At 66.5% G+C, this 21,449-nt stretch carries 21 protein-coding genes; 9 read left to right on the forward strand and 12 right to left on the reverse strand.

The genetic code is table 11. The features are described from left to right. Positions 1 to 81 precede the first annotated feature (81 nt). Both hutC and ACFX4F_RS01795 read right to left on the reverse strand, forming a co-directional pair. Positions 82 to 810, reverse strand: coding sequence for a histidine utilization repressor (gene hutC, locus ACFX4F_RS01790; RefSeq protein WP_380651613.1), 729 nt, complete (start codon positions 808 to 810; stop codon positions 82 to 84). Between the two features lie 28 nt (positions 811 to 838). Beyond that, a complete protein-coding gene (locus ACFX4F_RS01795) occupies positions 839 to 2,209 on the reverse strand; it encodes a formimidoylglutamate deiminase (RefSeq protein WP_380651616.1) in 1,371 nt (456 codons plus the stop codon). 67 nt (positions 2,210 to 2,276) lie between these two features. On the opposite strand from ACFX4F_RS01795, the gene hutI reads away from it, so the two are divergent. From hutI to ACFX4F_RS01825, 6 genes are all read left to right on the forward strand, one after another. Continuing rightward, positions 2,277 to 3,500, forward strand: a complete 1,224-nt coding sequence (hutI, locus tag ACFX4F_RS01800; protein ID WP_380651619.1) for an imidazolonepropionase — start codon at positions 2,277 to 2,279, stop codon at positions 3,498 to 3,500. Next, entirely contained in the window at positions 3,497 to 5,038 is a 1,542-nt protein-coding gene (hutH, locus tag ACFX4F_RS01805; RefSeq protein WP_380651622.1) for a histidine ammonia-lyase, read from the forward strand. Before hutI ends, hutH begins: the two co-directional genes overlap by 4 nt. Beyond that, positions 5,035 to 5,889, forward strand: coding sequence for an N-formylglutamate deformylase (gene hutG, locus ACFX4F_RS01810; protein ID WP_380651625.1), 855 nt, complete (start codon positions 5,035 to 5,037; stop codon positions 5,887 to 5,889). Before hutH ends, hutG begins: the two co-directional genes overlap by 4 nt. After that, a complete protein-coding gene (hutU, locus tag ACFX4F_RS01815; RefSeq protein WP_099820730.1) occupies positions 5,886 to 7,553 on the forward strand; it encodes a urocanate hydratase in 1,668 nt (555 codons plus the stop codon). The genes hutG and hutU overlap by 4 nt, the downstream gene beginning before the upstream one ends. Positions 7,554 to 7,753: 200 nt before the next feature. After that, complete coding sequence (locus tag ACFX4F_RS01820; protein ID WP_380651628.1) at positions 7,754 to 9,190, forward strand: serine hydrolase domain-containing protein; 1,437 nt, start codon at positions 7,754 to 7,756, stop codon at positions 9,188 to 9,190. Between the two features lie 190 nt (positions 9,191 to 9,380). Further along, on the forward strand, positions 9,381 to 11,489 hold the full coding sequence (locus ACFX4F_RS01825) for a TonB-dependent receptor family protein (RefSeq protein WP_380651631.1): 2,109 nt from the start codon (positions 9,381 to 9,383) through the stop codon (positions 11,487 to 11,489). A gap of 40 nt (positions 11,490 to 11,529) precedes the next feature. On the opposite strand, the gene ACFX4F_RS01830 is transcribed toward ACFX4F_RS01825, so the two are convergent. The 4 genes from ACFX4F_RS01830 to ACFX4F_RS01845 form a co-directional block, all read right to left on the reverse strand. Continuing rightward, complete coding sequence (locus ACFX4F_RS01830; protein WP_380651633.1) at positions 11,530 to 12,045, reverse strand: hypothetical protein; 516 nt, start codon at positions 12,043 to 12,045, stop codon at positions 11,530 to 11,532. Positions 12,046 to 12,093: 48 nt separating this feature from the next. Further along, positions 12,094 to 12,843, reverse strand: coding sequence for a hypothetical protein (locus ACFX4F_RS01835; protein ID WP_380651636.1), 750 nt, complete (start codon positions 12,841 to 12,843; stop codon positions 12,094 to 12,096). Continuing rightward, a complete protein-coding gene (locus ACFX4F_RS01840; RefSeq protein ID WP_100460482.1) occupies positions 12,840 to 13,217 on the reverse strand; it encodes a VOC family protein in 378 nt (125 codons plus the stop codon). Before ACFX4F_RS01840 ends, ACFX4F_RS01835 begins: the two co-directional genes overlap by 4 nt. A 187-nt stretch (positions 13,218 to 13,404) precedes the next feature. Then, positions 13,405 to 13,983, reverse strand: a complete 579-nt coding sequence (locus ACFX4F_RS01845; RefSeq protein WP_380651639.1) for a TetR/AcrR family transcriptional regulator — start codon at positions 13,981 to 13,983, stop codon at positions 13,405 to 13,407. A 69-nt stretch (positions 13,984 to 14,052) separates the two neighbouring features. Here ACFX4F_RS01845 and ACFX4F_RS01850 point away from each other — a divergent pair, with 69 nt between their 5' ends. Next, the gene (locus ACFX4F_RS01850) at positions 14,053 to 14,598 is read left to right on the forward strand and encodes a thioesterase family protein (RefSeq protein ID WP_380651641.1); all 546 of its coding nucleotides are present in this window, start codon (positions 14,053 to 14,055) and stop codon (positions 14,596 to 14,598) included. A 15-nt stretch (positions 14,599 to 14,613) separates the two neighbouring features. Here the strand turns inward: ACFX4F_RS01850 and ACFX4F_RS01855 are convergent, their stop codons facing one another. Further along, complete coding sequence (locus ACFX4F_RS01855) at positions 14,614 to 15,294, reverse strand: hypothetical protein (RefSeq protein WP_380651691.1); 681 nt, start codon at positions 15,292 to 15,294, stop codon at positions 14,614 to 14,616. A gap of 120 nt (positions 15,295 to 15,414) precedes the next feature. Further along, on the reverse strand, positions 15,415 to 16,539 hold the full coding sequence (locus tag ACFX4F_RS01860) for an agmatine/peptidylarginine deiminase (protein WP_380651644.1): 1,125 nt from the start codon (positions 16,537 to 16,539) through the stop codon (positions 15,415 to 15,417). Between the two features lie 144 nt (positions 16,540 to 16,683). On the opposite strand from ACFX4F_RS01860, the gene ACFX4F_RS01865 reads away from it, so the two are divergent. Beyond that, complete coding sequence (locus tag ACFX4F_RS01865; protein ID WP_380651647.1) at positions 16,684 to 17,547, forward strand: LysR family transcriptional regulator; 864 nt, start codon at positions 16,684 to 16,686, stop codon at positions 17,545 to 17,547. A gap of 34 nt (positions 17,548 to 17,581) precedes the next feature. Here ACFX4F_RS01865 and ACFX4F_RS01870 read toward each other — a convergent pair whose 3' ends face one another. The 3 genes from ACFX4F_RS01870 to ACFX4F_RS01880 all read right to left on the reverse strand — a co-directional run bounded on the left by ACFX4F_RS01870 (position 17,582) and on the right by ACFX4F_RS01880 (position 19,964). Next, positions 17,582 to 18,103, reverse strand: coding sequence for a hypothetical protein (locus ACFX4F_RS01870; protein WP_346577820.1), 522 nt, complete (start codon positions 18,101 to 18,103; stop codon positions 17,582 to 17,584). 42 nt (positions 18,104 to 18,145) lie between these two features. Then, positions 18,146 to 18,901 carry an SGNH/GDSL hydrolase family protein gene (locus ACFX4F_RS01875; protein WP_380651650.1) on the reverse strand — a complete coding sequence of 252 codons (756 nt, stop codon included), beginning with the start codon at positions 18,899 to 18,901 and terminating at the stop codon, positions 18,146 to 18,148. Positions 18,902 to 18,995: 94 nt separating this feature from the next. Then, a complete protein-coding gene (locus tag ACFX4F_RS01880) occupies positions 18,996 to 19,964 on the reverse strand; it encodes a DUF2268 domain-containing putative Zn-dependent protease (protein WP_380651653.1) in 969 nt (322 codons plus the stop codon). Between the two features lie 140 nt (positions 19,965 to 20,104). Between ACFX4F_RS01880 and ACFX4F_RS01885 the strand changes: the two genes are divergently transcribed. Then, positions 20,105 to 21,088, forward strand: a complete 984-nt coding sequence (locus ACFX4F_RS01885) for a hypothetical protein (protein ID WP_099820743.1) — start codon at positions 20,105 to 20,107, stop codon at positions 21,086 to 21,088. Between the two features lie 13 nt (positions 21,089 to 21,101). Here the strand turns inward: ACFX4F_RS01885 and ACFX4F_RS01890 are convergent, their stop codons facing one another. Next, complete coding sequence (locus tag ACFX4F_RS01890) at positions 21,102 to 21,425, reverse strand: hypothetical protein (protein ID WP_099820744.1); 324 nt, start codon at positions 21,423 to 21,425, stop codon at positions 21,102 to 21,104. Between the last annotated feature and the right edge of the window lie 24 nt (positions 21,426 to 21,449).

A 21,449-nucleotide genomic window follows, 5' to 3' on the forward strand; every position in this document is an offset into this window, starting at 1 on the left:
AACCATACACATCGTACACACGCGACGACAGAGCGCAAGACGACAGCGCCTGCACCGCCGCGGAGAACGGTGAGTCCTCCCCTATCGCGCCCCTGGCGCGAAGCGGGCAACCAGATCCCAGGCATCGCCCAGGAACATCTGACGCACGCGGGTGATCGGCTGTTCGCCGCGCCAGGTCAGGCGCTCGATCACCAGGCAGGCGGTGCCGGGCTTCACGTCCAGCAGCCTGGCGGTGGGCGCGTCGGCGCTCCAGGCGCTGATGCGATGCTGGGCGCGCGTCCACGACACGTTCTGCAGCAGCCAGCTGCCCGGCGCGGTGGTACTGAAGTCCACGTCCAGCACCTCGGGCACGCCGACCGGGCTGATCAGGCGATGCTCCAGCGCCAGCGGCCGGCCATCGGCCAGGTGCAGGCAGCGCATCGCCAGCAACTGCTCACTGCCGGCCAGTTCCACTTCACCAGCATTGGCTGCCTCGGCCAGGCGCAGTTCGCGCTGCAGCAGGCGGTAGCCGTACTGATGCCCGCGTGAGCCGACCTCCATCGCGATGTCCGGGATCTCCAGCGCCACCTGCTCCAGGTGCGGTGGCTGCCGGGCCACGAACGAACCCGCCCGGCGGCGGCGCTCGATCATGCCGCTCTCGGCCAGCGCGGTCAGCACCTTGTTCACCGTCATCCGCGAGCAGCCGTACTGCTCCATCAACTCGTGCTCGTACGGGATACGGAAGCCCGGCGCCCACTCCCCGCTGAGGATGCGGCTTTCCAGGTCGCTGCGGATGCGCTGGTTGAGCGTGGCGGACTTGCTGGCCTTCACGTAGTGGGGTCTCGATGGTGGGAGGCGATCAGCCCAGCACGCCACGCAGGGCAGCGGCGAAGGCGGTGGTGATGGCCTCGCGCTGCAGGTGGCGGCCCTCGGCCACGCACTGGCGGCCATGACGCCAGACCGATCGCAGCGCGCCATTACGTGCGGCGAACACCCAGCTGTCAAGCCATGCGTCACCGTGTCGCGCCTGCAACGCGGGGTGCGCGGCGTCCAGTTCAAGCATGTCTGCGCTGGCACCCACCTGCAGGCCGGCAGCCACGCCCAGCGCCTGTGCACCGCCTTGCAGTGCCCCTTCAAACAGGAAGCGCCCGGTGCTGCGACCGGCATCCGCGGCCAACACATTGCGACCCCGCAGGGTCAGGCGCTGGCCATATTCCAGCAGGCGCAGCTCTTCTGCGGCATCGATCAGCACGTTGGAATCGGAGCCGACGCCGAAGCGCCCGCCCTCGCGTGCGAAGGCCTGCATCGGGAACAGGCCGTCACCCAGGTTGGCTTCGGTGATAGGACACAGGCCGGCCACGGCGTTGCTGGCGACCATCTGCGCACGCTCGTCGTCGGTGATGTGGGTGGCGTGCACCAGGCACCAACGTGCATCCACCGGCGCATGGTTGTACAGCCACTGCACCGGGCGCATGCCACTCCATGCCAGGCAGGCCTCGACCTCGCGCACCTGCTCGGCGATATGGATGTGTACCGGGCCATCGGTCAGCGGCAGCAGCGCGCTCAGCTCGTCGCCGGTCACCGCGCGCAGGCTGTGCGGGGCGATGCCTAGCACCGCATCGGGCAGCGTGGCCAGCGCGGTGCGGGCACCATCGAGCAGCTGTGCGAACCCGTCTATGTCATGGATGAGGCGGCGTTGTGCAGGGTTCGGCGGCGCGCCACCGAAATCGGCGTGGGCATAGAACACCGGCAGCAGGGTCAGGCCGATGCTGGTCTGCTCGGCCGCAGCGGCAATCTGCACGCTCATCTCGGCGCGATTGGCGTAGGGGCGGCCATCGGCATCGTGGTGCAGGTAGTGGAATTCGCCGACGCGGGTGAAGCCGCTTTCCAGCATCTCCATGTAGGCCTGGGCAGCGATGGCCTGCACTGCGTCCGGGCGCAGATGGGCCAGGAAGCGGTACATCAGTTCGCGCCAGCTCCAGAAACTGTCACCGTCGCCGCCGCCGATCTCGGTCAGCCCCGCCATGCCGCGCTGGAAGGCGTGGCTGTGCAGGTTGGGCAGGCCCGGCACCAGGATGCCCACGCGGGTATCGCCGTCCTGCGCTGCCTGCCCGCGCGTGACCGCCGCGATGCGCCCCTCCTGCACCTGCAGGCGGACATCGACGGCCCAGCCGTCGGCCAGCAGGGCGTGGGCGGCATGGAAGGAGTGCGGGGAACGCGAATCGGACATGGCTGGACAACCCGAATTGGACGCCTATATTGTATAGACATATAAGCACAGCCGCGTTGTGGATGCCATGCTCGTCGATACCCTCTGGTCCAACGTCCACCTGATGACCCTCGATGGCGAGGGGTTGGGTGTCATTCGCGATGCAGTGCTGGCCGCCACCGATGGCCGCATCGTGCATGTCGGCCCCGCCGGCAGCGATGCCCACCTGCAACCGACCACCCGCATCGACGGCGAAGGCCGCTGGATCTCGCCAGGCCTGATCGATTGCCACACCCACCTGGTCTACGCCGGCAACCGCGCCAACGAGTTCCAGCAGCGCCTGCAGGGCGTGAGCTATGCCGAGATCGCCCGTGCCGGTGGCGGCATTGTCTCCACCGTGCGCGCCACCCGCGCCGCCACTCCAGAACAGCTGGCGCGCGAAAGCCGCCCGCGGCTGCTGGCGATGCGCGCCGAAGGCGTGACCACCATCGAAATCAAATCCGGCTATGGCCTGACCCTGCAGGATGAGCGCAAGCAGCTGCAGGTGGCCCGCGCGCTGGGCGAAGAATGCCGGGTGAACGTGGTGCCGACCTTCCTGGGTGCGCACGCGGTGCCGCCGGGCCGCGAGGCGCAGGAATACACCGACGAGGTGTGCGAGGTGATGATCCCCGCCATCGCTGCCGAAGGCCTGGCCGAAGCCGTGGACATCTTCTGCGAGAACATCGCGTTCTCGCCGGCACAGGCACGCCAGGTCTTCGAAGCCGCCCGCGCGCATGGGCTGGCGATCAAGATCCATGCCGAACAGCTGAGCAACCAGCATGGCGCCGAACTGGCGGCCGGTTTCGGTGCGCTGTCGGCCGACCATATCGAACACCTGGACGACGCCGGCATTGCCGCGATGGCGGCCGCCGGTACCGTCGCCGTACTGCTGCCCGGCGCGTTCTATTTCACCCGCGACACCACCCTGCCGCCGATCGCCTCGCTACGCGCGGCCGGCGTACCACTGGCGCTGGCCACCGACAGCAACCCGGGCACCTCGCCGCTGACCAGCCCGCTGCTGGCGATGAACATGGGCGCCACCCTGTTCCGCCTGACCGTGGACGAATGCATCGCCGGCTTCACCCGTGAAGCGGCGCGCGCGCTGGGCCATGGCGAGCGCATCGGCCGCCTGGCCGTCGGCATGGACTGCGACCTGGCGATCTGGGACATCGACGCGCCCGCCGACCTGGTCTATCGCATTGGATTCAACCCGCTGCACGCGCGCGTGATGCGCGGACAGCCCGACCTGCCTGCCTCCTGGAGCAACACATGAGCAACACCCTGGTTCTTCGCCCCGGCCATGTCACCCTCGCCCAGTGGCGGCAGGCGTATCGCGGTGCGCCGCTGTCGCTCGACCCGGCGGCATTGCCGGCGGTGCGCGCCAGCGCTGCGACGGTGGCTGCCATCGTCGCCAAGGGCGCACCGGTGTATGGCATCAACACCGGTTTCGGCAAGCTGGCCAGCGTGCGCATCGAACGCGAGGACCTGGCCACCCTGCAGCGGAACATCGTGCTTTCGCATGCCGCGGGCGTGGGCGAGCCGATGCCGGCGAATGTGGTGCGGCTGATGATGGCGCTGAAGCTGGTCAGTCTGGCCCAGGGTGCTTCGGGCGTGCGCGAGGAAACGCTGCTGCTGCTGGAAGCCATGCTGGTGAAGGGCGTGCTGCCGGTGGTGCCGGCGCAGGGCTCGGTCGGTGCCTCGGGCGACCTGGCACCGCTCTCGCACCTGGCCAGCGTGATGATCGGCGTCGGCGAGGCCTTCGTTGGCGATGAGCGCCTGCCCGCCGTGGACGCACTGGCACGCGCCGGCCTGCAGCCGGTGGAACTGGGCGCGAAGGAAGGCCTGGCCCTGCTCAACGGCACCCAGTTCTCCACCGCGTACGCACTGGCCGGCTTGTTCGAGATCGAAACCGTGTTCCAGGCCGCGCTGGTCACCGGCGCGCTGTCGGTGGAAGCGGCCAAGGGCTCGGACACGCCGTTCGATCCGCGCATCCATGCGCTGCGTGGCCAGCGTGGGCAGATCGCCACCGCTGCCACCCTGCGTACGCTGATGCAGGACTCGGGTATCCGCGAATCGCACCGCGACAACGACGTGCGCGTGCAGGATCCGTACTGCCTGCGCTGCCAGCCGCAGGTGATGGGCGCGGCGCTGGACATCCTGCGCCAGGCTGCGACCACGCTGGAAATCGAAGCCAATGGCGTGTCCGACAACCCACTGGTGTTCACCGACACCGGTGAGGCGCTGTCCGGCGGCAACTTCCACGCCGAGCCGGTGGCCTTTGCCGCTGACATGCTGGCGATGGCGGTGTGCGAGATCGGCTCGATCAGCGAGCGTCGCCTGGCGATGCTGGTCGACCCGGCGCTGTCCGGCCTGCCGGCCTTCCTGACCCCGCGCCCGGGTCTGAATTCCGGCTTCATGATTCCGCAGGTGACCGCCGCTGCGCTGGTCTCGGAAAACAAGCAGCGCTCCTACCCCGCCAGCGTCGACTCGATCCCGACGTCGGCCAACCAGGAAGACCATGTGTCGATGGCCGCGCACGGCGCACGCCGGCTGATGCAGATGGCCGAGAACGCGGCCAACGTGATCGGCATCGAGCTGCTGGCTGCCGCGCAGGGCTGCGACTTCCATGCGCCGCTGCGCTCCAGCAACGCACTGGAAAACGTGCGCGCCACGCTGCGTGCACAGGTGCCGATGCTGGAAGAAGACCGCTACTTCCACCCGGACATGGTGATCGCGACCGATCTGGTTCGCAGCGGTGCACTGGCCAAGGGTCTGGGCGAGCTGCTGCCGACCGTGGAACCGCAGGCATGAATGCCCACCCCGAATGGCTGACCGTGCACGAGGGTGATGCCCCGCTGATCGTCAGCTTCCCGCACACCGGCAGCGAACTGCCGCATGACCTGATCGGCAACTTCCATTCGCCGTGGCTGGCGCGTCGCGATGCCGACTGGTGGGTGCATGAGCTGTACGACTTCGCACGCGGCATGGGCGCGACCACCGTGCGCTCGGCCATCTCGCGCTCGGTGATCGATCTCAACCGCGATCCCAGCGGCGTGTCGCTGTACCCGGGCCAGAACACCACCGGCCTGTGCCCGCTGACCACCTTCGACAACCAACCGCTGTACCACGCGGGTCGCGAGCCGGACGACGCAGAAATCGCCCGCCGCCGCGACACGTATTTCGCGCCGTACCACGACGCGCTGGCCAAGCAGATCGCACGCCTGCGCGCACGCCACGGCACCGTGGTGGTGTACGACGCGCATTCGATCCGCTCGCACATCCCGCACCTGTTCGATGGCGAGCTGCCGCAGTTCAACCTCGGCACTGCCGGGCCGTCCGGCGCACCGGATACCTCCTGCGACAACGCGCTGAGCGATGTAGTCGAAAACCTGCTGAAGATCAGCGGCATGAGCCACGTGCGCAATGGCCGCTTCAAGGGCGGCTGGATCACCCGCCACTACAGCAGCATTGCCGGTGGCGTGCACAGCCTGCAGATGGAACTGGCTTGCCGCGGCTACATGCACGAGCCCCTGCCCGACCAGGTGGACGAGCACAGCTGGCCCACCCCGCTCGACCCCGACCACGCCGCACCGCTGCGCCACACCCTGGCGCAGGTGCTCAATGCCTGCCTTGAATTCGCTACGAACCGGAGCGCCGCATGACCCGCAACGACCCGTCCCGCACCATCGCCGCCCCGACCGGCAGCACACTCACCGCAAAGAGCTGGCTGACCGAAGCGCCGCTGCGCATGCTGATGAACAACCTGCACCCGGACGTAGCCGAGCGCCCGCAGGAACTGGTGGTGTACGGCGGCATCGGCCGCGCCGCACGCGACTGGGAGAGCTTCGATGCCATCGTCGAAACCCTCAAGCGCCTGGACGACGACCAGACCCTGCTGGTGCAGTCGGGCAAGCCGGTGGGCGTGTTCCGCACCCATGCCGATGCACCGCGCGTGCTGATCGCCAATTCCAACCTGGTGCCGCGCTGGGCCAACTGGGACCACTTCAACGAACTGGATAAGAAGGGCCTGGCGATGTATGGCCAGATGACCGCCGGCAGCTGGATCTACATCGGCGCGCAGGGCATCGTGCAGGGCACCTACGAAACCTTCGTGGAAATGGGCCGCCAGCACTACAACGGCAGCCTGGCCGGCAAGTGGCTGTTCACCGGCGGCCTGGGTGGCATGGGCGGCGCGCAGCCGCTGGCCGCCGTGATGGCCGGCGCCTCATGCCTGGCGGTGGAGTGCCGCAAGAGCAGCATCGAAATGCGCCTGCGTACCGGCTACCTGGATACCTGGACCGACAACCTGGATGAGGCCCTGCGCCTGATCGAAGAATCGTGCACCGCCAAGAAGCCGCTGTCGGTCGGCCTGCTCGGCAATGTTGCCGATGTGCTGGACGAACTGCTGATCCGCGGCGTGAAGCCCGACCTGCTGACCGACCAGACCTCCGCACACGACCCGGTCAACGGCTACCTGCCGCAGGGCTGGACGGTGGAAGAATGGGATGCCAAGCGCGTAACCGCGCCGAAGGAAGTGGAGAAGGCCGCGCGCGCGTCGATGGCCAACCACATCCGCGCCATGCTCGGCTTCCACTCACTGGGCGTGCCTACCGTGGACTACGGCAACAACCTGCGCCAGATGGCGCTGGAAGAAGGCGTGGAAGACGCGTTCGATTTCCCCGGCTTCGTGCCCGCCTACATCCGCCCGCTGTTCTGCCGTGGCATCGGCCCGTTCCGCTGGGCCGCACTGAGTGGAGACCCGGAAGACATCGCCAAGACCGACGCCAAGGTGAAGGAGCTGATTCCGGACAACCCGCACCTGCACCGCTGGCTGGACATGGCCGCTGAGAAGATCAAGTTCCAGGGCCTGCCGGCGCGCATCTGCTGGGTCGGCCTGGGGGATCGCGATCGCCTGGGACTGGCCTTCAACGAGATGGTCGCCAATGGTGAACTGAAGGCACCGGTGGTGATCGGCCGTGACCATCTGGACAGCGGCAGCGTGGCCTCGCCGAACCGCGAAACCGAGGCGATGGCCGACGGCTCCGATGCGGTGTCCGACTGGCCGCTGCTGAATGCCCTGCTCAACACCGCCAGCGGCGCGACGTGGGTGTCGCTACACCATGGCGGCGGCGTCGGCATGGGCTTCTCGCAGCACGCCGGCATGGTGATCGTCTGCGATGGCACTGAAGCGGCAGCCAAGCGCATTGCACGCGTGCTGTGGAACGACCCGGCGACGGGCGTGATGCGCCATGCCGATGCAGGGTATGAGATCGCGATTGAATGTGCGAAGGAGAAGGGCCTGGATCTGCCGGGGATTCTCGGCTGATCGCATCCCTGCACGACTGCCGCCGGGCATGGCCCGGCGCTACCGGAACTACCTGTAGAGCCGAGCCCATGCTCGGCTCGATTTTTTCCGAGTGCACGACGCCTGGCCCAAAGTCAGCCGAGCATCGGCTCGGCTCTACCTGCTTGACCCGCTCTTCCACCGAGACCAAGATGCGCCATCGCCGCTGACGGAACACCGCGATGTACCGCACGCTTGCTGCCGTATTGCTCTGTGCTCTGGCCATCGCCCTGCCTGCTTCGGCGCGTGACGTTCCAAGCGACCTCACCGCGCAGCTCGACGCCCAACTGCAGGTCAACCGTGAGCGCTACGGCATCGCCGGCCAAGCCGTGCTGGTCACCCACAACGGCCAGGTGCTCTACCAGGGCGCCAGCGGTGAACGCGACCCGTCCACGCATGCACCTGCCACCATCGATACCATCTTCGCCGCGCAGTCGATGGCCAAGCTGCTGACCAGCACCCTGGTGATGCAGCTGGTGGACCAAGGCAAGGTGGATCTGGATATCCCGGCCAGTCGTTATGTGCCGGACCTGCCGCCCGCGTGGCAGACGATCCATGTGCGCGACTTTCTCAACCACAGTTCGGGCATCGGCGAGTACTACGACCGCGTGGACAACCGCTGGATAAGCAAGGGCTACACCGGCATAGCGCCCGACCTAGCCGCCGCACTGAAGGTCGCCGCAGCGGCCCCGATGCAGTTCACCCCCGGCAGCCGCGTGCAGTACACGCAGGCCAACTACCTGGTGCTGACCGCGCTGCTGGAAGCGCGTTACCGCAAGCCCTTCCCGGCCATCGCCCGCGAACGCATCCTGCAACCGCTGAAGATGGCCAGCACCTCCTGGGGCGTGGCCAGCGTGCCGACGCAGCGAGCGGCCGTGCCCTACATCGGCAAGGACGGCCAGCTACAGCCGGCCAATGAAGATCCCTGGCCGGACTACGGCTGGGGCCATGCCGACCTGCAGACCACCGTGGGTGACATGAACCGCTTCCTACAGGCGCTGGCGACCGGCAAGCTGGTGCGCACGGCGACCCTGGAAAAACTCTGGCAACCGCAGAGACTGAGCGGTGGCGGCAGTAATTTCTTCTCCACCGGCTGGGACACCATCCGCAGCGACGGCTATACCCAGGTCGGCCACGACGGCGGCACGCGCGTACGTGCGCGGCTGGCCTACAAGGGCACGCTGGCCGGCGGCTACTGGGTGTTCGTGTACCTGACCAACGGCAGCGCCCGCAATGTCTGGTCGAGCACGCTGGTGGAGAGCACGATGGCGGTGGCCGCGCCGCAGGAGTTTCCGCATGCAGTGCTTTCCGAGCGGCTGATCGGCTACGCGCTGGATGAAAGCACCGATGCGACACAGGCGATGCGTAGCTGGCTGCGCGACAGCGATGGGGTTCCCACGGGCGAACTGGAGCGTGCGATCAATGCCGATGGTTACGCCATCCGCGAAAGCCTCGGGGCACGCAAGGCATTGAAGGTGTTCACGCTCAACACCGAGCTGTATCCGGGGTCGGCCAACGCGTGGGACAGCCTGGCCGAGTGCCATGCCGCGCTGGGGGAGAAAGAAACCGCTGATCGGCTGTATGCGAAGTCGAAGGCGCTGGCGAAGTCTTCGCCGTAAACCCTGTAGAGCCGATCCCATGCTCGGCTGCTTTTCGTTGCGATTGGAGAAAACCCTCGCTGCGCGCGATAGCCGAGCGTGGGCTCGGCTCTACAGGGACACTGCGGGCGGCCATACGCAGGTGGAGGGTGACGCGATGCCGCCGACCTGTTAACTTGCGCGCCACTTTCGTGGTTTACAGCATTCCCGCATGCCGCTCTCGCCGTACCGCCCCACCCCGTCGCTGTTGTTCCTGGCCGTAACCCTCGGCCTCGCCACCACCGCCCACGCCGCCCCACAGGCCACCACGCTGGACGCGGTGCGGGTCACTGCCGCCGATGCGAGCGCGCAGGCGCGCGAAGCGCTGAAGCGCGTGCCGGGCGCCAGCAACGTCATCGACGTGGCCAAGGCGGACAGCCGCCTGTCCAGCAGTGCCGATGTGCTGGCCTACCAGCCGGGCATCAGTGCGCAATCACCGGGCAACGAAGGCACCAAGGTGTCCATCCGCGGCTCCGGCATCAACCGCGGCCCGGGCGCGCATGCTTCCGGCATCGCGGTATCGATCGACGGCCTGCCGCTGACCGGCCCGGGCGGCACGCCCTACGAACTGCTGGAACCGTTGTGGCTGTCGCGTGTGGAAGTCCTGCGCGGCGCCAACGGCTTCGAACGCGGCGCGCTGGCACTGGGCGGTGCCATCGACTACATCAGCCGCAGTGGCCGCGATTCGGCTGGCGTGCAGCTGCACTACGAAGCGGGCAGCCGTGGCTACCAGAAGCGCGGCCTCAGCTGGGGCGGCGTCAGCGGCGACGTCGACTACTTCCTGGCTTATACCGATACCGAATTCGATGGCTACCAGCGCCATGCGTCCGGCGATGGCAAGGGCGCGATGGCCAACATCGGCTGGCAGATCACCCCCGACCTGCAGACCCGCTTCTTCGTGCGCTACCGCGAAACCAACCACGAAACACCCGGGCGCCTGACCCGCGAGCAGATCCGCAACGATCCGCGCGCGGCGAACCCGGCCAACCTGGCCATCGATGCGCGCCGTCCGCAACCGGGCAGCACCTGGGTGGGCAATGTCACCACGCTGCAGATCGATGAGGATTCGTCGCTGCAGGCCGGGCTGGTCTATCACAAGTATCCGATGGACTTGAACGAAAGCCTGTACCGCCAGCAGCTGGACTACGCCAACCTCAACGCGACGCTGGACTACCGCCGCCGGCATACGCTGTTCGGCCTGGACAGCGAGACCACCATCGGCCTGCGCATCACACACGACCTGGATGCGGATGTGCGCGAGTCGCTGCGCTTTGCCAACAACGGTTATGCCGCCGGCACCCGCACGCGCGACTTCCGCCACCATGGCACCGACAGCACGCTGCATATCGGCAACAACCTGGCGGTGAATGAGCGGCTGCGCGTACAGACCGGGTTTGCGCTGATCAACACCCGCCGCGATGTGCAGGTCACCTGGCCGAGCAGTGGTGGCCGCCTGCGCGACCACGACTGGGATTACGCGCCGCGGCTGGGCTTCACCTGGCAACAGACGCCGCAGACGCAGTGGTTCGGCAACCTCAGCCGTTCGGTGGAAGCGCCACATCCGTGGTCGATGATCTGGGGCTCGAACCAGTACTTCGGCGCGGGCAATGGTCCGTCCAGCGGCCGCCAGCGCGCGCCGGTGCCGATGCAGAACCAGACCGCCACCACGCTGGAACTGGGTGCACGCGGCGACGCCGCGCTGGGCCGCTGGGAACTGACCGGCTACTACGCGCACGTGAACCACGAACTGCTGAGTGTGGAACTGCAGCCGGTACCGAACCTGTTCATCGCCGAGAACAACGCCAGCCCCACCGTGCACCGTGGCATCGAGGCCGGACTGGACAGTACCTTGTGGCAGGCCGAACTTGGCCGTTTGTCACTGCGCCAGGCCTATACCTTCAGCGACTTCCGCTATCGCCATGACACGCGCTTCGGCAGCAACCGCCTGCCGGGTCTGCCGCGCCATGCCTACCAAGCCGAACTGCGCTTCGACCACGCCTCGGGCCTGTATGCAGCACTGAACACCGAGTACGCCTCGCGCATCGCGGTGGACTACGCCAACAGCTACTGGGCCGACAGCCACGTCATCTTCGGCAGCCGCATTGGTTACGACGCTCCGGGCGGCCGCTGGCAGCTGTGGGCGGAAATGCGCAACATCGGTGACCGCCATTACGCAGCTACGGTCACGCCGGGTTATGACGATGCTGGCAGGGACGTGGCACGCTCAACACCCGGCGAAGGCCGCGGCGTGTATGCGGGCGTGCGCTGGCGCTTCGACTGATTCGTAACGGAGCGCCGGGCATTGCCCGGCGCTCCCGAGATCACGCAATACGCCAGGACGGCAGGCGCTCACTGCGTCGCCAGACCGTGGGCGCGAAGCCCATCATCAACAGCCCCGCCAGCCACTTCGGCGACGTACTGAGCAGCGTCGACGTCAACGCTGCATCCAGCGGAGCGGCCTCCTCCTGCCAGGGGTTGTAGCCGAGGTAGATGATGCTGCCTGCCCACCACAGCAGAGCCACCCCCAGTCCCACCAGCAGCAACGCCATCGTGCGGCAGGTCCAGCGCTGCGAGGTCGTGCCCCACTCGCGGGAAATGGCGACCAGCAGGGCAACCACCAGCAACGACACCAGCGCCACCAGGCCGATGTCCACTTTGTGCCCGATGCGTTCATAGGTGCAGGCGCGGCATTGGGCTTCTTCAGTGGCCGCCTCCGCTGTGGGCGGGGCCGCTGTGGGTCCCGACTGGGCCATCACCGCGAAGGGCATCAACACCGCGAGCATCGCCACCATCAACCAACGAACGAACTTCCTGTTACTGCGTGCAGCGACATCCATGCGCTTCTCCTTGCGTTTGATTGAAATTCAACGTCGTGGCAGATCCTGCTACAACGCCTTGAACACCTGCATCAGGCTGACCGCATCCGGTGCCAGCTCCTGCGCAAGCCAGCCCAGACCGGCGAAGAACACCAGCAGGCCCAGCAGCGGCCAGATCGTATGGGACAGGCACAGCCGCCACCAGCCCTGCGCCTGCATGCCCTGCATACGCTTGTAAAGACCACCGGCGATGGCCGCATCCACTAGCAGTTCGGCCATCAGCACCGGCGCCGACCACACCACCCAGACACTGGCCAGGAGCACCGTAGCCACCAGCGCGATGATGCCGAGAACGGCCAGCAGCGGCAGGCCTGCCTCGCCGTCGGCTACGTCCAGCAGCGACGCGCTGTCGGCACTTGTGCTGGAGGACGCTGCGGATTCACCCCACGAGGCGGACGCGCCACCACCGCCGGAATGCCCGCCGCTGCCGGTCCACGGCGATCCCGAGCTGCCACCGCCGCCGGGCCCGGAACTCAATCCGTCGGCCACCGCATCCCAGCGCCAACGAATCCAGATCCACATCAGCAGCAGGAATACGCCATAGGCCATCAGCACGGCCAGTGGATAGCGCAGCAGCATCGCGTCCATGCCCCCCAGGCGCAGCACGTGCGAGGCAAGAAATCCTGCGGCGCCGGTCAGCACGACGATCAGGGCCATCTGCAACCGTGGCCAGCCACGATGCTGCAGCTGCCGGCGTGCGTGCATCGCTTCAGTGCTGCGGCTGCTCGGCATGGAAACGGGCGGGCGTCGGTTGCTCATATCGCCGCCTTGGTCACCGCCTCGATGCGATGGCCGTCAGGATCGATCACGAACGCGGCGTAGTAACGGTCACCGTAATCCGGGCGTAGACCCGCAGGTCCGTTGTCCTGGCCTCCGGTTGCCAACGCAGCACGATGGAAGGCATCAACAGCCGCGCGCGTGGTTGCCGCCAACGCCAGATGGAAGCCGGGTCCCGGCGCCGCCGCATCGTCGCGCAGCTTCAGGCAGAGCAGGTCTTCATCATCGACCAGGCCATAGCCGATCGCGGTGTCGTCTTCGAAGACGCGGCGATAGCCAAGGGCGGCGAGCACCGCATCATAGAAGCGGCCTGCGGCATGCAGATCGCGAACCCCGAAAGAAAGATGGTGCAGCATGCGGACATCCTTGCCTGGCACGCGGGTGATGGTTGGCGGATTGTAACCACGAATCGAAGCCGCTGCCTGCCAACTCACGTGCGCGCCGGATGCTGCAATGCAGGGCGACGATGGAGGCGGCGACATTGCAACCGGTCCATCGTGGCAGCCAGCCAGGACTCGCGATGCGTCTCCCGGCGCGGGTGATTCAAGCGGGTGGTGCAGCCGCCTTCAACAACTGCGCCGCCACTTGGTCGAACGGGGCGATATCCTGCAGCGCGCGGCTCATCGCCACTGCCCCTTCCACACTGGCGATCACCAGGCTGGCCAGCCCGTTGGCCGCCGCCGGTTCGTGGCCGTCGGCGACGAACGCTTCAGCCAGGTGCCCCTGCCAGCGCACGAATACTTCGGCGGCGGCCGCACGCGGCTGGCTCGGCATGGCCTCCACCGGCTCCTCGACAGCCGCCGCCAGCACCGGGCAGCCGGCGCGAAAACCGGTGCGCAGCAGGCGCTCGCGCCACAGCGCCAGGAACTGCTGCAACCCCTGTACTGCACCGCCCTTCAACAGCTCGATCAGCAGCGCCTCCACCTTGTCGCCGGCCATGGTGGTGGCCCGTGCCAGCAGTTCCTGTTTGCCGCCCGGGAAGTGGTGATAGGTGGACCCCAGCGGCGCTTCGGCCAGCTTGGTTACTTCGCGGATGCTGGTGGCATTGAGGCCCACCCGCGCGAGCATCTGCGCCGCGGCATCGATCACACGCTGGGGGGCATCGGATGATCGCGGGCTCACGGCAGGCTCCTTGCTAAGACAGTCGTCATAGACTAGCGTATCGACCGTTCTATAACAGTCGTAATAACCATGAATCTCTGGTTCCGCCTGCTCCACCTGCTGCTGTGCAGCCTGTTCCGACCGAAGCTGGACGCGCCATTCGGGGTCTCGCGCCTCTCTTTCCGGGTGCTGCCCAACGACCTGGACAGCAACCTGCACATGACCAACGGCCGCTACTGGAACATCTTCGACCTGGGCCGGCTGGACCTGATCCTGCGCATGGGGCTGGGCAAGGTGGCGCTGCGTGAGAAGTGGGCGCCGATCGTTGGCGCCGGCACCATCCAGTTCCGCCGCGAGCTGAAGCCGTTCCAGCGCTTCACCCTGGAAACGCGGCTGGTCGGCTGGGTCGGCACGCGCGGCATCATGGAGCAGCGCGTGCTGATCGGCCCGGAGCAGAAAGCCGCGACGCGTGCGCTGCTGATCACCGGCATCTACGACCGCCGTGCCCGGCAGTTCGTCGGCATGCCGCAGATGATGGAATCGATCGGCGTGGTTGCTCCGCCCTCGCCGGCCCTGAGTGCGGCAGCCGAGGCACTGCTGGCTGCCGATCTGGCGTTGAAGCGGGACCATGATTGACCCCGGGCGCGCAGATCAAGGAGCGGACGCCTCCAGCATCGTGTGAGTCACGAGGGTGATCTGCGTGCGGCCGCCCACATGCAGCACATACTCGAACGTCTGCCGCATCTGACTGTACGCGCCACCTTCGGGCGCGCCGTAGTTGGCGCCGACGCTCACGGTGTGCCGACCGGGCGTCAGTGGTTTGAGCATCAGCCAGTAGCCATCGGCTGCCGCCAATCCCGAATCGTCGTCGTCCGGATCCAGGCGGAAGCAACCTTCGCTCCTCACGCGGTGCAGGCGCATGTCACCCAGCGGCTGCCCGTCCAGCAGCACCACAGCGCTGACCAGATAGTCGTTGTTGATCGCCGCGCCGGCCTGCAACTCCTCGCAGGTTACGTCTTCCCCGGTCTGGTAGCTGGCCATGTTGATGATGGGCAGCAACAGGTGTCTGCCCTCGGGCACTACGCACTGCCTGCGTGGCTGGAAGCGGCCATTGGTCCCTGCCAGGTTCCAGACCGGTCCCTCCTGGCCCAGTTCGCACAGGCGGCCGTCGGGATCCATGTAGGGCGCCACCCTCTGCGCATTGGCCCAGCGCCACCAACGGGCGGTCCATTCGCTCAGGGAAACGCCATCCACCGCTTCACGTGTAACCGCTGACGCTGCAGGTGCAGCGATCGCGTTCGCTTGACCTGCAAGCATCAGTACCGTGGCCACGCCGGCCAAGCGCAGCCTGCTGCCGATTCCGTTCTGCATTCCCTGCCTCGTCGTCCGTGGCGGCCACCATGCGCGGCCGGCTCGGCAGACACTGTATCGCAGCGCCGCCGCGCCGGTGCACTACACCCGCGGCATGTTCTTGGTCACGCAGTGGATGCCGCCGCCACCGCCGGCAATCGCATCGATATCCACCTGCTCGATGGTGCGACCGGGATACAGGTCTTCCAGCAGTTCACGGCAGTAACCATCGGCCTTCGCGTCACCAAACTGCGGTGCGATCACCGCACCGTTGATCGGCAGGTAATTGATGTAGCCGCGGGCAAGATCATCGTTGTCGCGGGTGTGCACATTGTCGCGCCCGCCCAGCGGCGGCGGCAGCGTATGCACCTGCAGCCTGCGACCGTCGGCATCGGTAGCCTCGCGCAGGATCTGCAGATGCTCGCGCGTCAGATCGTAATCGTACGACTCCGGGTCGTTGTCCAGGTTGGCGATCACCACGCCGGGGCGCACGAAGCGTGCGTAGAAATCCACGTGCGCATCGGTGATGTCTTCGCCAGCGATGCCGGGCAACCAGATCACCTTGCGCAGGCCCAGGTGGTGCTTCAGCTCCGCTTCGATATCCGCGCGTGACCAGCCCGGATTGCGGTTGCGGTTCACCCAGCAGCTTTCGGTCAGGATCGCGGTGCCGTGGCCATCGACTTCGATGCCACCGCCCTCGCCCACCAGATCGCTTTCCAGCAGCGTCGCGCCGCTCATCTGCGCCAGCCACGGTGCTACTGCACCGTCGTTGCGCGCACTCTGCTTGCCGCCCCAGCCATTGAAGTTGAAGTCGACCAGGCCCAGCTCGCCCTTGCCATCGGTAACGAAACAGCCGCCGTAGTCACGCACCCAGATATCGTCCAGCGGCACGTCGAGGAATTCGATGTTGTCACTGCCGCAGCGCTCCTGCGCCTGCCGGTGCTGTGCAGGACGGCACAGCACGCTGACCGGCTGATGGCGGGCGATGGTGCGCGCCAGTCGGGCGACGGCATTGTTCACGGCATCGGCCTGCGCGCCCCATACCCGCGGCTGTGCAGCGAAGGCCAGGAAGACGCGTTCCTGCGGACCGTGCTCATCGGGCATCTGCCACCCGGCCGGTGCAGCGGCACGGGCACGGGCGGGCAGTCCGGCCAGACCCAGCGCGGCCAGGGCGCCCAGGCCGGCGGTTGCGGCGAGTTGGGTGATGAAATGGCGTCGGGTAGACATGACAGGTTCCAGAGGTGGACCAAGAAGTCCAGCTGATCGATTCAGGCGCACCCGCTGATGCGCGACAAACCCATTTTGCCCTTGCAGATGGATGAGAACAAACGATAGATTCTGGGGAAATACGATTAGTCAGACTTATCGATCATGCTCAAGCATTGGCCCCCGCTGAATGCCCTGCGCGGCTTCGAGGCTGCCGCCCGGCTCGGCAGCTTCCATCGTGCCGCCGAGGAACTGCACCTGAGCCAGTCGGCCATCAGCCAGCAGATCCGCGGGCTGGAGGACTCCCTGGAACAGCCGCTATTCTTCCGCCAGGGCCGCAGCGTAACCCTCACCGATGCCGGCATCGACCTGCTGGAAACCACGCAGTCGCTGCTGCGGCAACTGGCCAGTGGCATCCGTCGGCTCGATCAGTACCGCAAGCCGAATCAACTGATCGTCAACACCAGCCCCGCCTTCGCGCGCCACTGGCTGGTCCCGCGACTGGGCGACTTCCGCCGCCAGCATCCACAGGCCGATCTGTGGCTGCTGACCAGCGAAGAAGCGCCGGACATGACCGCGCAGACACTGGACATCAGCATCCGCGATGATCTGCAGGCACAGGCGCATTGCGAGCATCGCGTACTGCTGCAGGACCGGCTGTATCCGGCCTGCCACCCCAGCGTGCTGGCGCTACCGGCTGCCGAGCGCAGCACCCTGCACGGCGAGCGCGAAATGGACTGGAGCCAGTGGCAGGTGCAGGGCGGCGCCGACGTCGGCCAGCAGCGCGAAGGCCTGAATTTCTCCGAGCCAGGACAACTGCTGGATGCCGCCTGCCAGGGCCTGGGGATCGCACTGGTTAGCGAACTGCTGGCCGCACCGGCGCGCGCGCAGGGTCTGCTGCAGCCGCTGGATGAGGCCTATGTGCGCGGACCGCGCTGGAGTTGGTTGCTGCACGAGGACAGCGCCCGCGATCCGCTGGTGATGCGGTTCTGTGAGTGGCTGCTGGCCACCCTGTCATTCGAAAAATAATGCCCACTGGCAGGCACCCACAGTGGCAAGCCCCTCAAACAGCTTCCTTCAGAACGCGCTTCAATCTGCGTGCGTGCGACTCAATTGCCTTCCAGTTCCAATCCCTCACCGGACTGAAGCGCACGCCACCTCGCTCCCTGCCAAGGGCAGAACGCTCGGAAATGACGTAAATCCTTGCAGTGCTGCTGGCATCCCGGCTGACGGGCAGAAGCACATGTATCAGCCCCCAACCTCCCGCGTGCGAGCGCAGCTTCCCGCTGTCTGGGCCCTTGGTCAGTTCATATTCCCGGGTACTGACCACGCCTCCCATCTCAGGGTACTGAACACCAACAAACAGTGTCCCTCCTCTCACATGCCGAAGTGACTCCGCATAACTGCAGAGTTCGTCAGCACTTTCGAATCGTTGAAGGTTGTCGCCTGGTGCCGAATAAATCTCGGTCACAAGCGAAGGACCGCGTTTGAAAACTGCGGTAGCCACTGCTTCTATCACTGTGGTGGAAACACCGGCCATCGCTTTTACCAATTCGAAGCTGGATATTCTGTAGCGGCCAAGCATCATCCTCCAGGCCGATTACGCCAACAATTGACCTTTTCGACCTCAATTATCGGCTTTCGGTTGCCCATCCTTGAGGGCATGGGTGATCGCGGCCTCGGCCAGCGGTGCCATCAGTGCATAGCCTTTCGCCGTCGGGTGCACGCCATCGGTTGCCAACTGCGCATCCAGTCCACCGGCACGGTTGGCCATCGCTGCGTAATAGTCCAGATAGACCAGACCCCGTGCATCGGCATGGCGCTTCAGCGCAGCATTCAATGCACGCACCTTGGGCGCAGGCGTGATGCCCGGCATCCACGGGTACTCGCTGACAGGCAGCACCGACGCCAGCACCACCGCGATGCCATGCGCCTTCGCCAGGTCCAGCATGGCCTGCAGGTTGTCCTCGATCATCGCCTGCGTGGCCGGACCGGTGTTGCCGGCGATGTCATTGGTGCCGGCCAGAATCACCACCACGCTCGGGCGCAGCGCCAGCACATCCTGCGAAAAGCGCACCAGCATCTGCGCGGTGGTCTGCCCGCTGATGCCACGATTGATGTAGCCCTTGCCCGGGAAGAAGCTACTGCTGCCGTCCGCACCCCAGCCTTCGGTGATTGAGTCGCCAAAAAACACCACGCGTGGCTGGCCCGCCCGTGGCGCGGGTAAAGCGGCATTGGCCGCGCGGTACTTCTGCAGTTGTGGCCAGTCGGACAGGCGCTGCTGCATGAAACGCACCTCGTCCGGCTGCACCTGCTCGACCGGCCTGGTCAGCAGCGGAGTGCTGGCCGCCTGCACCATCCCTGGCGTGGCCAGCGTTGCCATGAGCAGACCAGCCGGTAGCCACACCATTGAAACCATCCTGCGCATGAGCACCCTCCTCTGTCGACACGGGCAGTCTAGCGCGGCGTGCGAAGGGTCATTTTGCCGATGCAGCCGCCCTTGCCGCTACACCGGTCACCTTGGCCGGCATCCACATCCCCGGCGTCCAGCCACTGGCCTGCAGGATCGCCTTCGGGTTGTCCTGCTGGATCAGCGCACGCACAGCATCGCGCTTGTTGTCGGCCTGCAGGTAATACGCCTTGGCGATGCGATAGCCCACCCAGTAACCGAGGTCGTAGGGCTCCTGCGAACCCGGCGTGTAGTTGTACAACCAGGGCTTCAGATCGGTGCTGTCCATATCCAGCGCGAACGCGCTTTCGATATGCACTTCCCTGCCCCGCGTCCATCCAGCGTGGCGACCATTGCCGACATTGCCGGAAATCAGCTCGGCGATGAACTCGGCGATCCCCTCGCCCAGCGACTCGCGCAGCACCGTCGCCTGCGGGTCGCCCGCTTCGTACTCGCTCACGCCGGTCTGCTGGATATGCACGTACTCGTGCGCGATCACGTGCACAAAGCGGTCCTGCGCATTGGCGTTCATGAAGTCGGCCGCGCACAGCGCTTCCAGGCCGATCACCACCCCGTCCGGGTACGTCATGCCTACTGGCTTGCCGCGCCCCACCACGATCGCCACGGGCGGGAACTTCGCCTGCGGGTAGATCGCCTGCAGATTGGCGAACACCTGCACCAGTCGCTGCCGCACCGCCGGCAACTCCGCCAGACAGGCCCGTCCATTGGCATACACCGCAGGCTCGCGCGCCATCGCCTCGGCCATGCGCTCGGCGGTCACCCGGCGCAGCTTCGCGAACTGGGCCAGGCTCGGCGTGCCCTGTGCCAGATACTGCCCCAACTGGGCCACGCTGGGCTTGCCACCTGCCGCCTCGTACAGCGCGTAGAAGCGGGTGGCGTCGGAGGTCAGGATTTCAGGTCCCGGCACCGCCGCCTGGGTGGTGCCGACCACCCCGCCGAGGGCCAGGGCTAGCAGGCGACGCAACGACACGAACATGGCTCCGTCCTTGGTGGAGTGCACGCGAAGCGCGCAATCTATCACCGTGGCGGCGCATGCGCTGCCGTATCGTGCAACGCCCTGCCCTGCTGTGCCAGACTCGCGGCGACCGGCTGCCATGGACGCAAGGGGAAGACAGGATGATGATCGTTCCAGCCTACTGGGCCGAAGCCCGCCTGCAGGACAGGTACAAGGGCCGGCCGGTGGTGGTACGCCGATTCGGCTGGTCCGACGACGACCAGGATGCCGCACAGGCCCACGCCGATGCGCGTGCACGCGAAGCGCTCGATGACATCCTCAGCGGCCAGTCCGTGCCGCGTCGCGAGCGACGAACCAACTACGGTGTCGAGGGCATCCCGATCCGCGAGCAGATCGTGCAGCGCAGGGATGATGTCATCGTCACCCGCAACAGCTACGGCGCGTTGTGCCTGAACACCCCCGATGTCCTGTTTGCCGACATCGACCACGTGCCCACTCCATCAGGCTGCGCATTGCCGCTGCTCGGCGCACTGGGGCTGCTGGCAGCCGGTGCACTGATCGGCGGGGCCCTGGGCAATTTCAATATCGGCCTGGCGTCCGGCGGCATCGCGATGGTGGTGGTCAACCAGATCATGTCACAGCGGCGCAAGCGCCGGCTGGCCCGGTCCGGCGGCGCCGAAGGCATCGCATTACAGCGTGTGCAGGCGTTCGTCGAACACCACCCCGACTGGCACCTGCGCGCCTACCGCACCCCGGCCGGGCTGCGCGTGCTGGCGATGCATGCCACGTTCGAACCACAGGATGCGCAGGTGCATGCCTTCTTCAAGGCTCTGGGTACCGACACGTTGTATGCACGCATGTGCACGCTGCAGCATTGCTTCCGTGCGCGGCTGACACCGAAGCCGTGGCGGCTTGGCATCATCGCGCGTATCCGTCCACCGGTGGCGGCCTGGTCGGCCGAGCAGGCCAGCAACCCCGACCGCCTGGCCTGGATTGCCGAATACGAAAGGGAAAGTGCCGGTTTCGCCGCATGCGCCTATGTGCGCAGCTTCGGCGATGAGCGACGTGTGGACGCCAAGGCCGAACGCGTGCGCGACCTGCACGATCGGATGTCGCGCGCACTGGATAACCTGCCGCTGGGATGAGCGCGGATCTCGCTCAGCGGCCGCCCTGCACGAAGGGCTGACCCGCCAATGTGGTTCCCACCTGCAGAGCGACCTGCTGCCCGTCCTTGGCGAAAGTACTGCTGCAGTTGTTGCCGCCCTTCTGGCAACCCACTTCCGGGAAACCCTCCAGTACTTCGGGCGCATCGCGTGGCGCGCTCGCCTGCCACCCTGCGGCATCAAGCAGTCGCTTGGCCTTGGTATAGGGCATGCCGGGGGTGATGCCCAACGCTGCCAGCTCAGCCGGCAGCGGCTGGGCGAATGCAGCGACCGGAACAACGGACATCGACAGCGATACGGCGAGGATGAAGGCCTTCATGGAGCGAACCCGTAGCGGACATCA

Origin of the sequence: Stenotrophomonas sp. YIM B13575, from assembly GCF_042787595.1 — a bacterium.
Taxonomy (GTDB): domain Bacteria; phylum Pseudomonadota; class Gammaproteobacteria; order Xanthomonadales; family Xanthomonadaceae; genus Stenotrophomonas; species Stenotrophomonas lactitubi_B.

What these genes read in the sequence shown, in the direction of transcription:
- ACFX4F_RS01795 (WP_380651616.1), bottom strand. Translation starts at nt 2,209, where the DNA reads ATGTCCGATTCGCGTTCCCCGCACTCCTTCCATGCCGCCCACGCCCTG.
- ACFX4F_RS01865 (WP_380651647.1), top strand. Translation starts at nt 16,684, where the DNA reads ATGCTCAAGCATTGGCCCCCGCTGAATGCCCTGCGCGGCTTCGAGGCT.
- ACFX4F_RS01875 (WP_380651650.1), bottom strand. Translation starts at nt 18,901, where the DNA reads ATGGCAACGCTGGCCACGCCAGGGATGGTGCAGGCGGCCAGCACTCCG.
- ACFX4F_RS01860 (WP_380651644.1), bottom strand. Translation starts at nt 16,539, where the DNA reads ATGTCTACCCGACGCCATTTCATCACCCAACTCGCCGCAACCGCCGGC.
- ACFX4F_RS01820 (WP_380651628.1), top strand. Translation starts at nt 7,754, where the DNA reads ATGTACCGCACGCTTGCTGCCGTATTGCTCTGTGCTCTGGCCATCGCC.
- ACFX4F_RS01830 (WP_380651633.1), bottom strand. Translation starts at nt 12,045, where the DNA reads ATGGATGTCGCTGCACGCAGTAACAGGAAGTTCGTTCGTTGGTTGATG.
- ACFX4F_RS01880 (WP_380651653.1), bottom strand. Translation starts at nt 19,964, where the DNA reads ATGTTCGTGTCGTTGCGTCGCCTGCTAGCCCTGGCCCTCGGCGGGGTG.
- hutI (WP_380651619.1), top strand. Translation starts at nt 2,277, where the DNA reads ATGCTCGTCGATACCCTCTGGTCCAACGTCCACCTGATGACCCTCGAT.
- ACFX4F_RS01840 (WP_100460482.1), bottom strand. Translation starts at nt 13,217, where the DNA reads ATGCTGCACCATCTTTCTTTCGGGGTTCGCGATCTGCATGCCGCAGGC.
- ACFX4F_RS01825 (WP_380651631.1), top strand. Translation starts at nt 9,381, where the DNA reads ATGCCGCTCTCGCCGTACCGCCCCACCCCGTCGCTGTTGTTCCTGGCC.
- ACFX4F_RS01850 (WP_380651641.1), top strand. Translation starts at nt 14,053, where the DNA reads ATGAATCTCTGGTTCCGCCTGCTCCACCTGCTGCTGTGCAGCCTGTTC.
- hutU (WP_099820730.1), top strand. Translation starts at nt 5,886, where the DNA reads ATGACCCGCAACGACCCGTCCCGCACCATCGCCGCCCCGACCGGCAGC.
- ACFX4F_RS01870 (WP_346577820.1), bottom strand. Translation starts at nt 18,103, where the DNA reads ATGCTTGGCCGCTACAGAATATCCAGCTTCGAATTGGTAAAAGCGATG.
- hutH (WP_380651622.1), top strand. Translation starts at nt 3,497, where the DNA reads ATGAGCAACACCCTGGTTCTTCGCCCCGGCCATGTCACCCTCGCCCAG.
- hutG (WP_380651625.1), top strand. Translation starts at nt 5,035, where the DNA reads ATGAATGCCCACCCCGAATGGCTGACCGTGCACGAGGGTGATGCCCCG.
- ACFX4F_RS01885 (WP_099820743.1), top strand. Translation starts at nt 20,105, where the DNA reads ATGATGATCGTTCCAGCCTACTGGGCCGAAGCCCGCCTGCAGGACAGG.
- ACFX4F_RS01835 (WP_380651636.1), bottom strand. Translation starts at nt 12,843, where the DNA reads ATGAGCAACCGACGCCCGCCCGTTTCCATGCCGAGCAGCCGCAGCACT.
- ACFX4F_RS01890 (WP_099820744.1), bottom strand. Translation starts at nt 21,425, where the DNA reads ATGAAGGCCTTCATCCTCGCCGTATCGCTGTCGATGTCCGTTGTTCCG.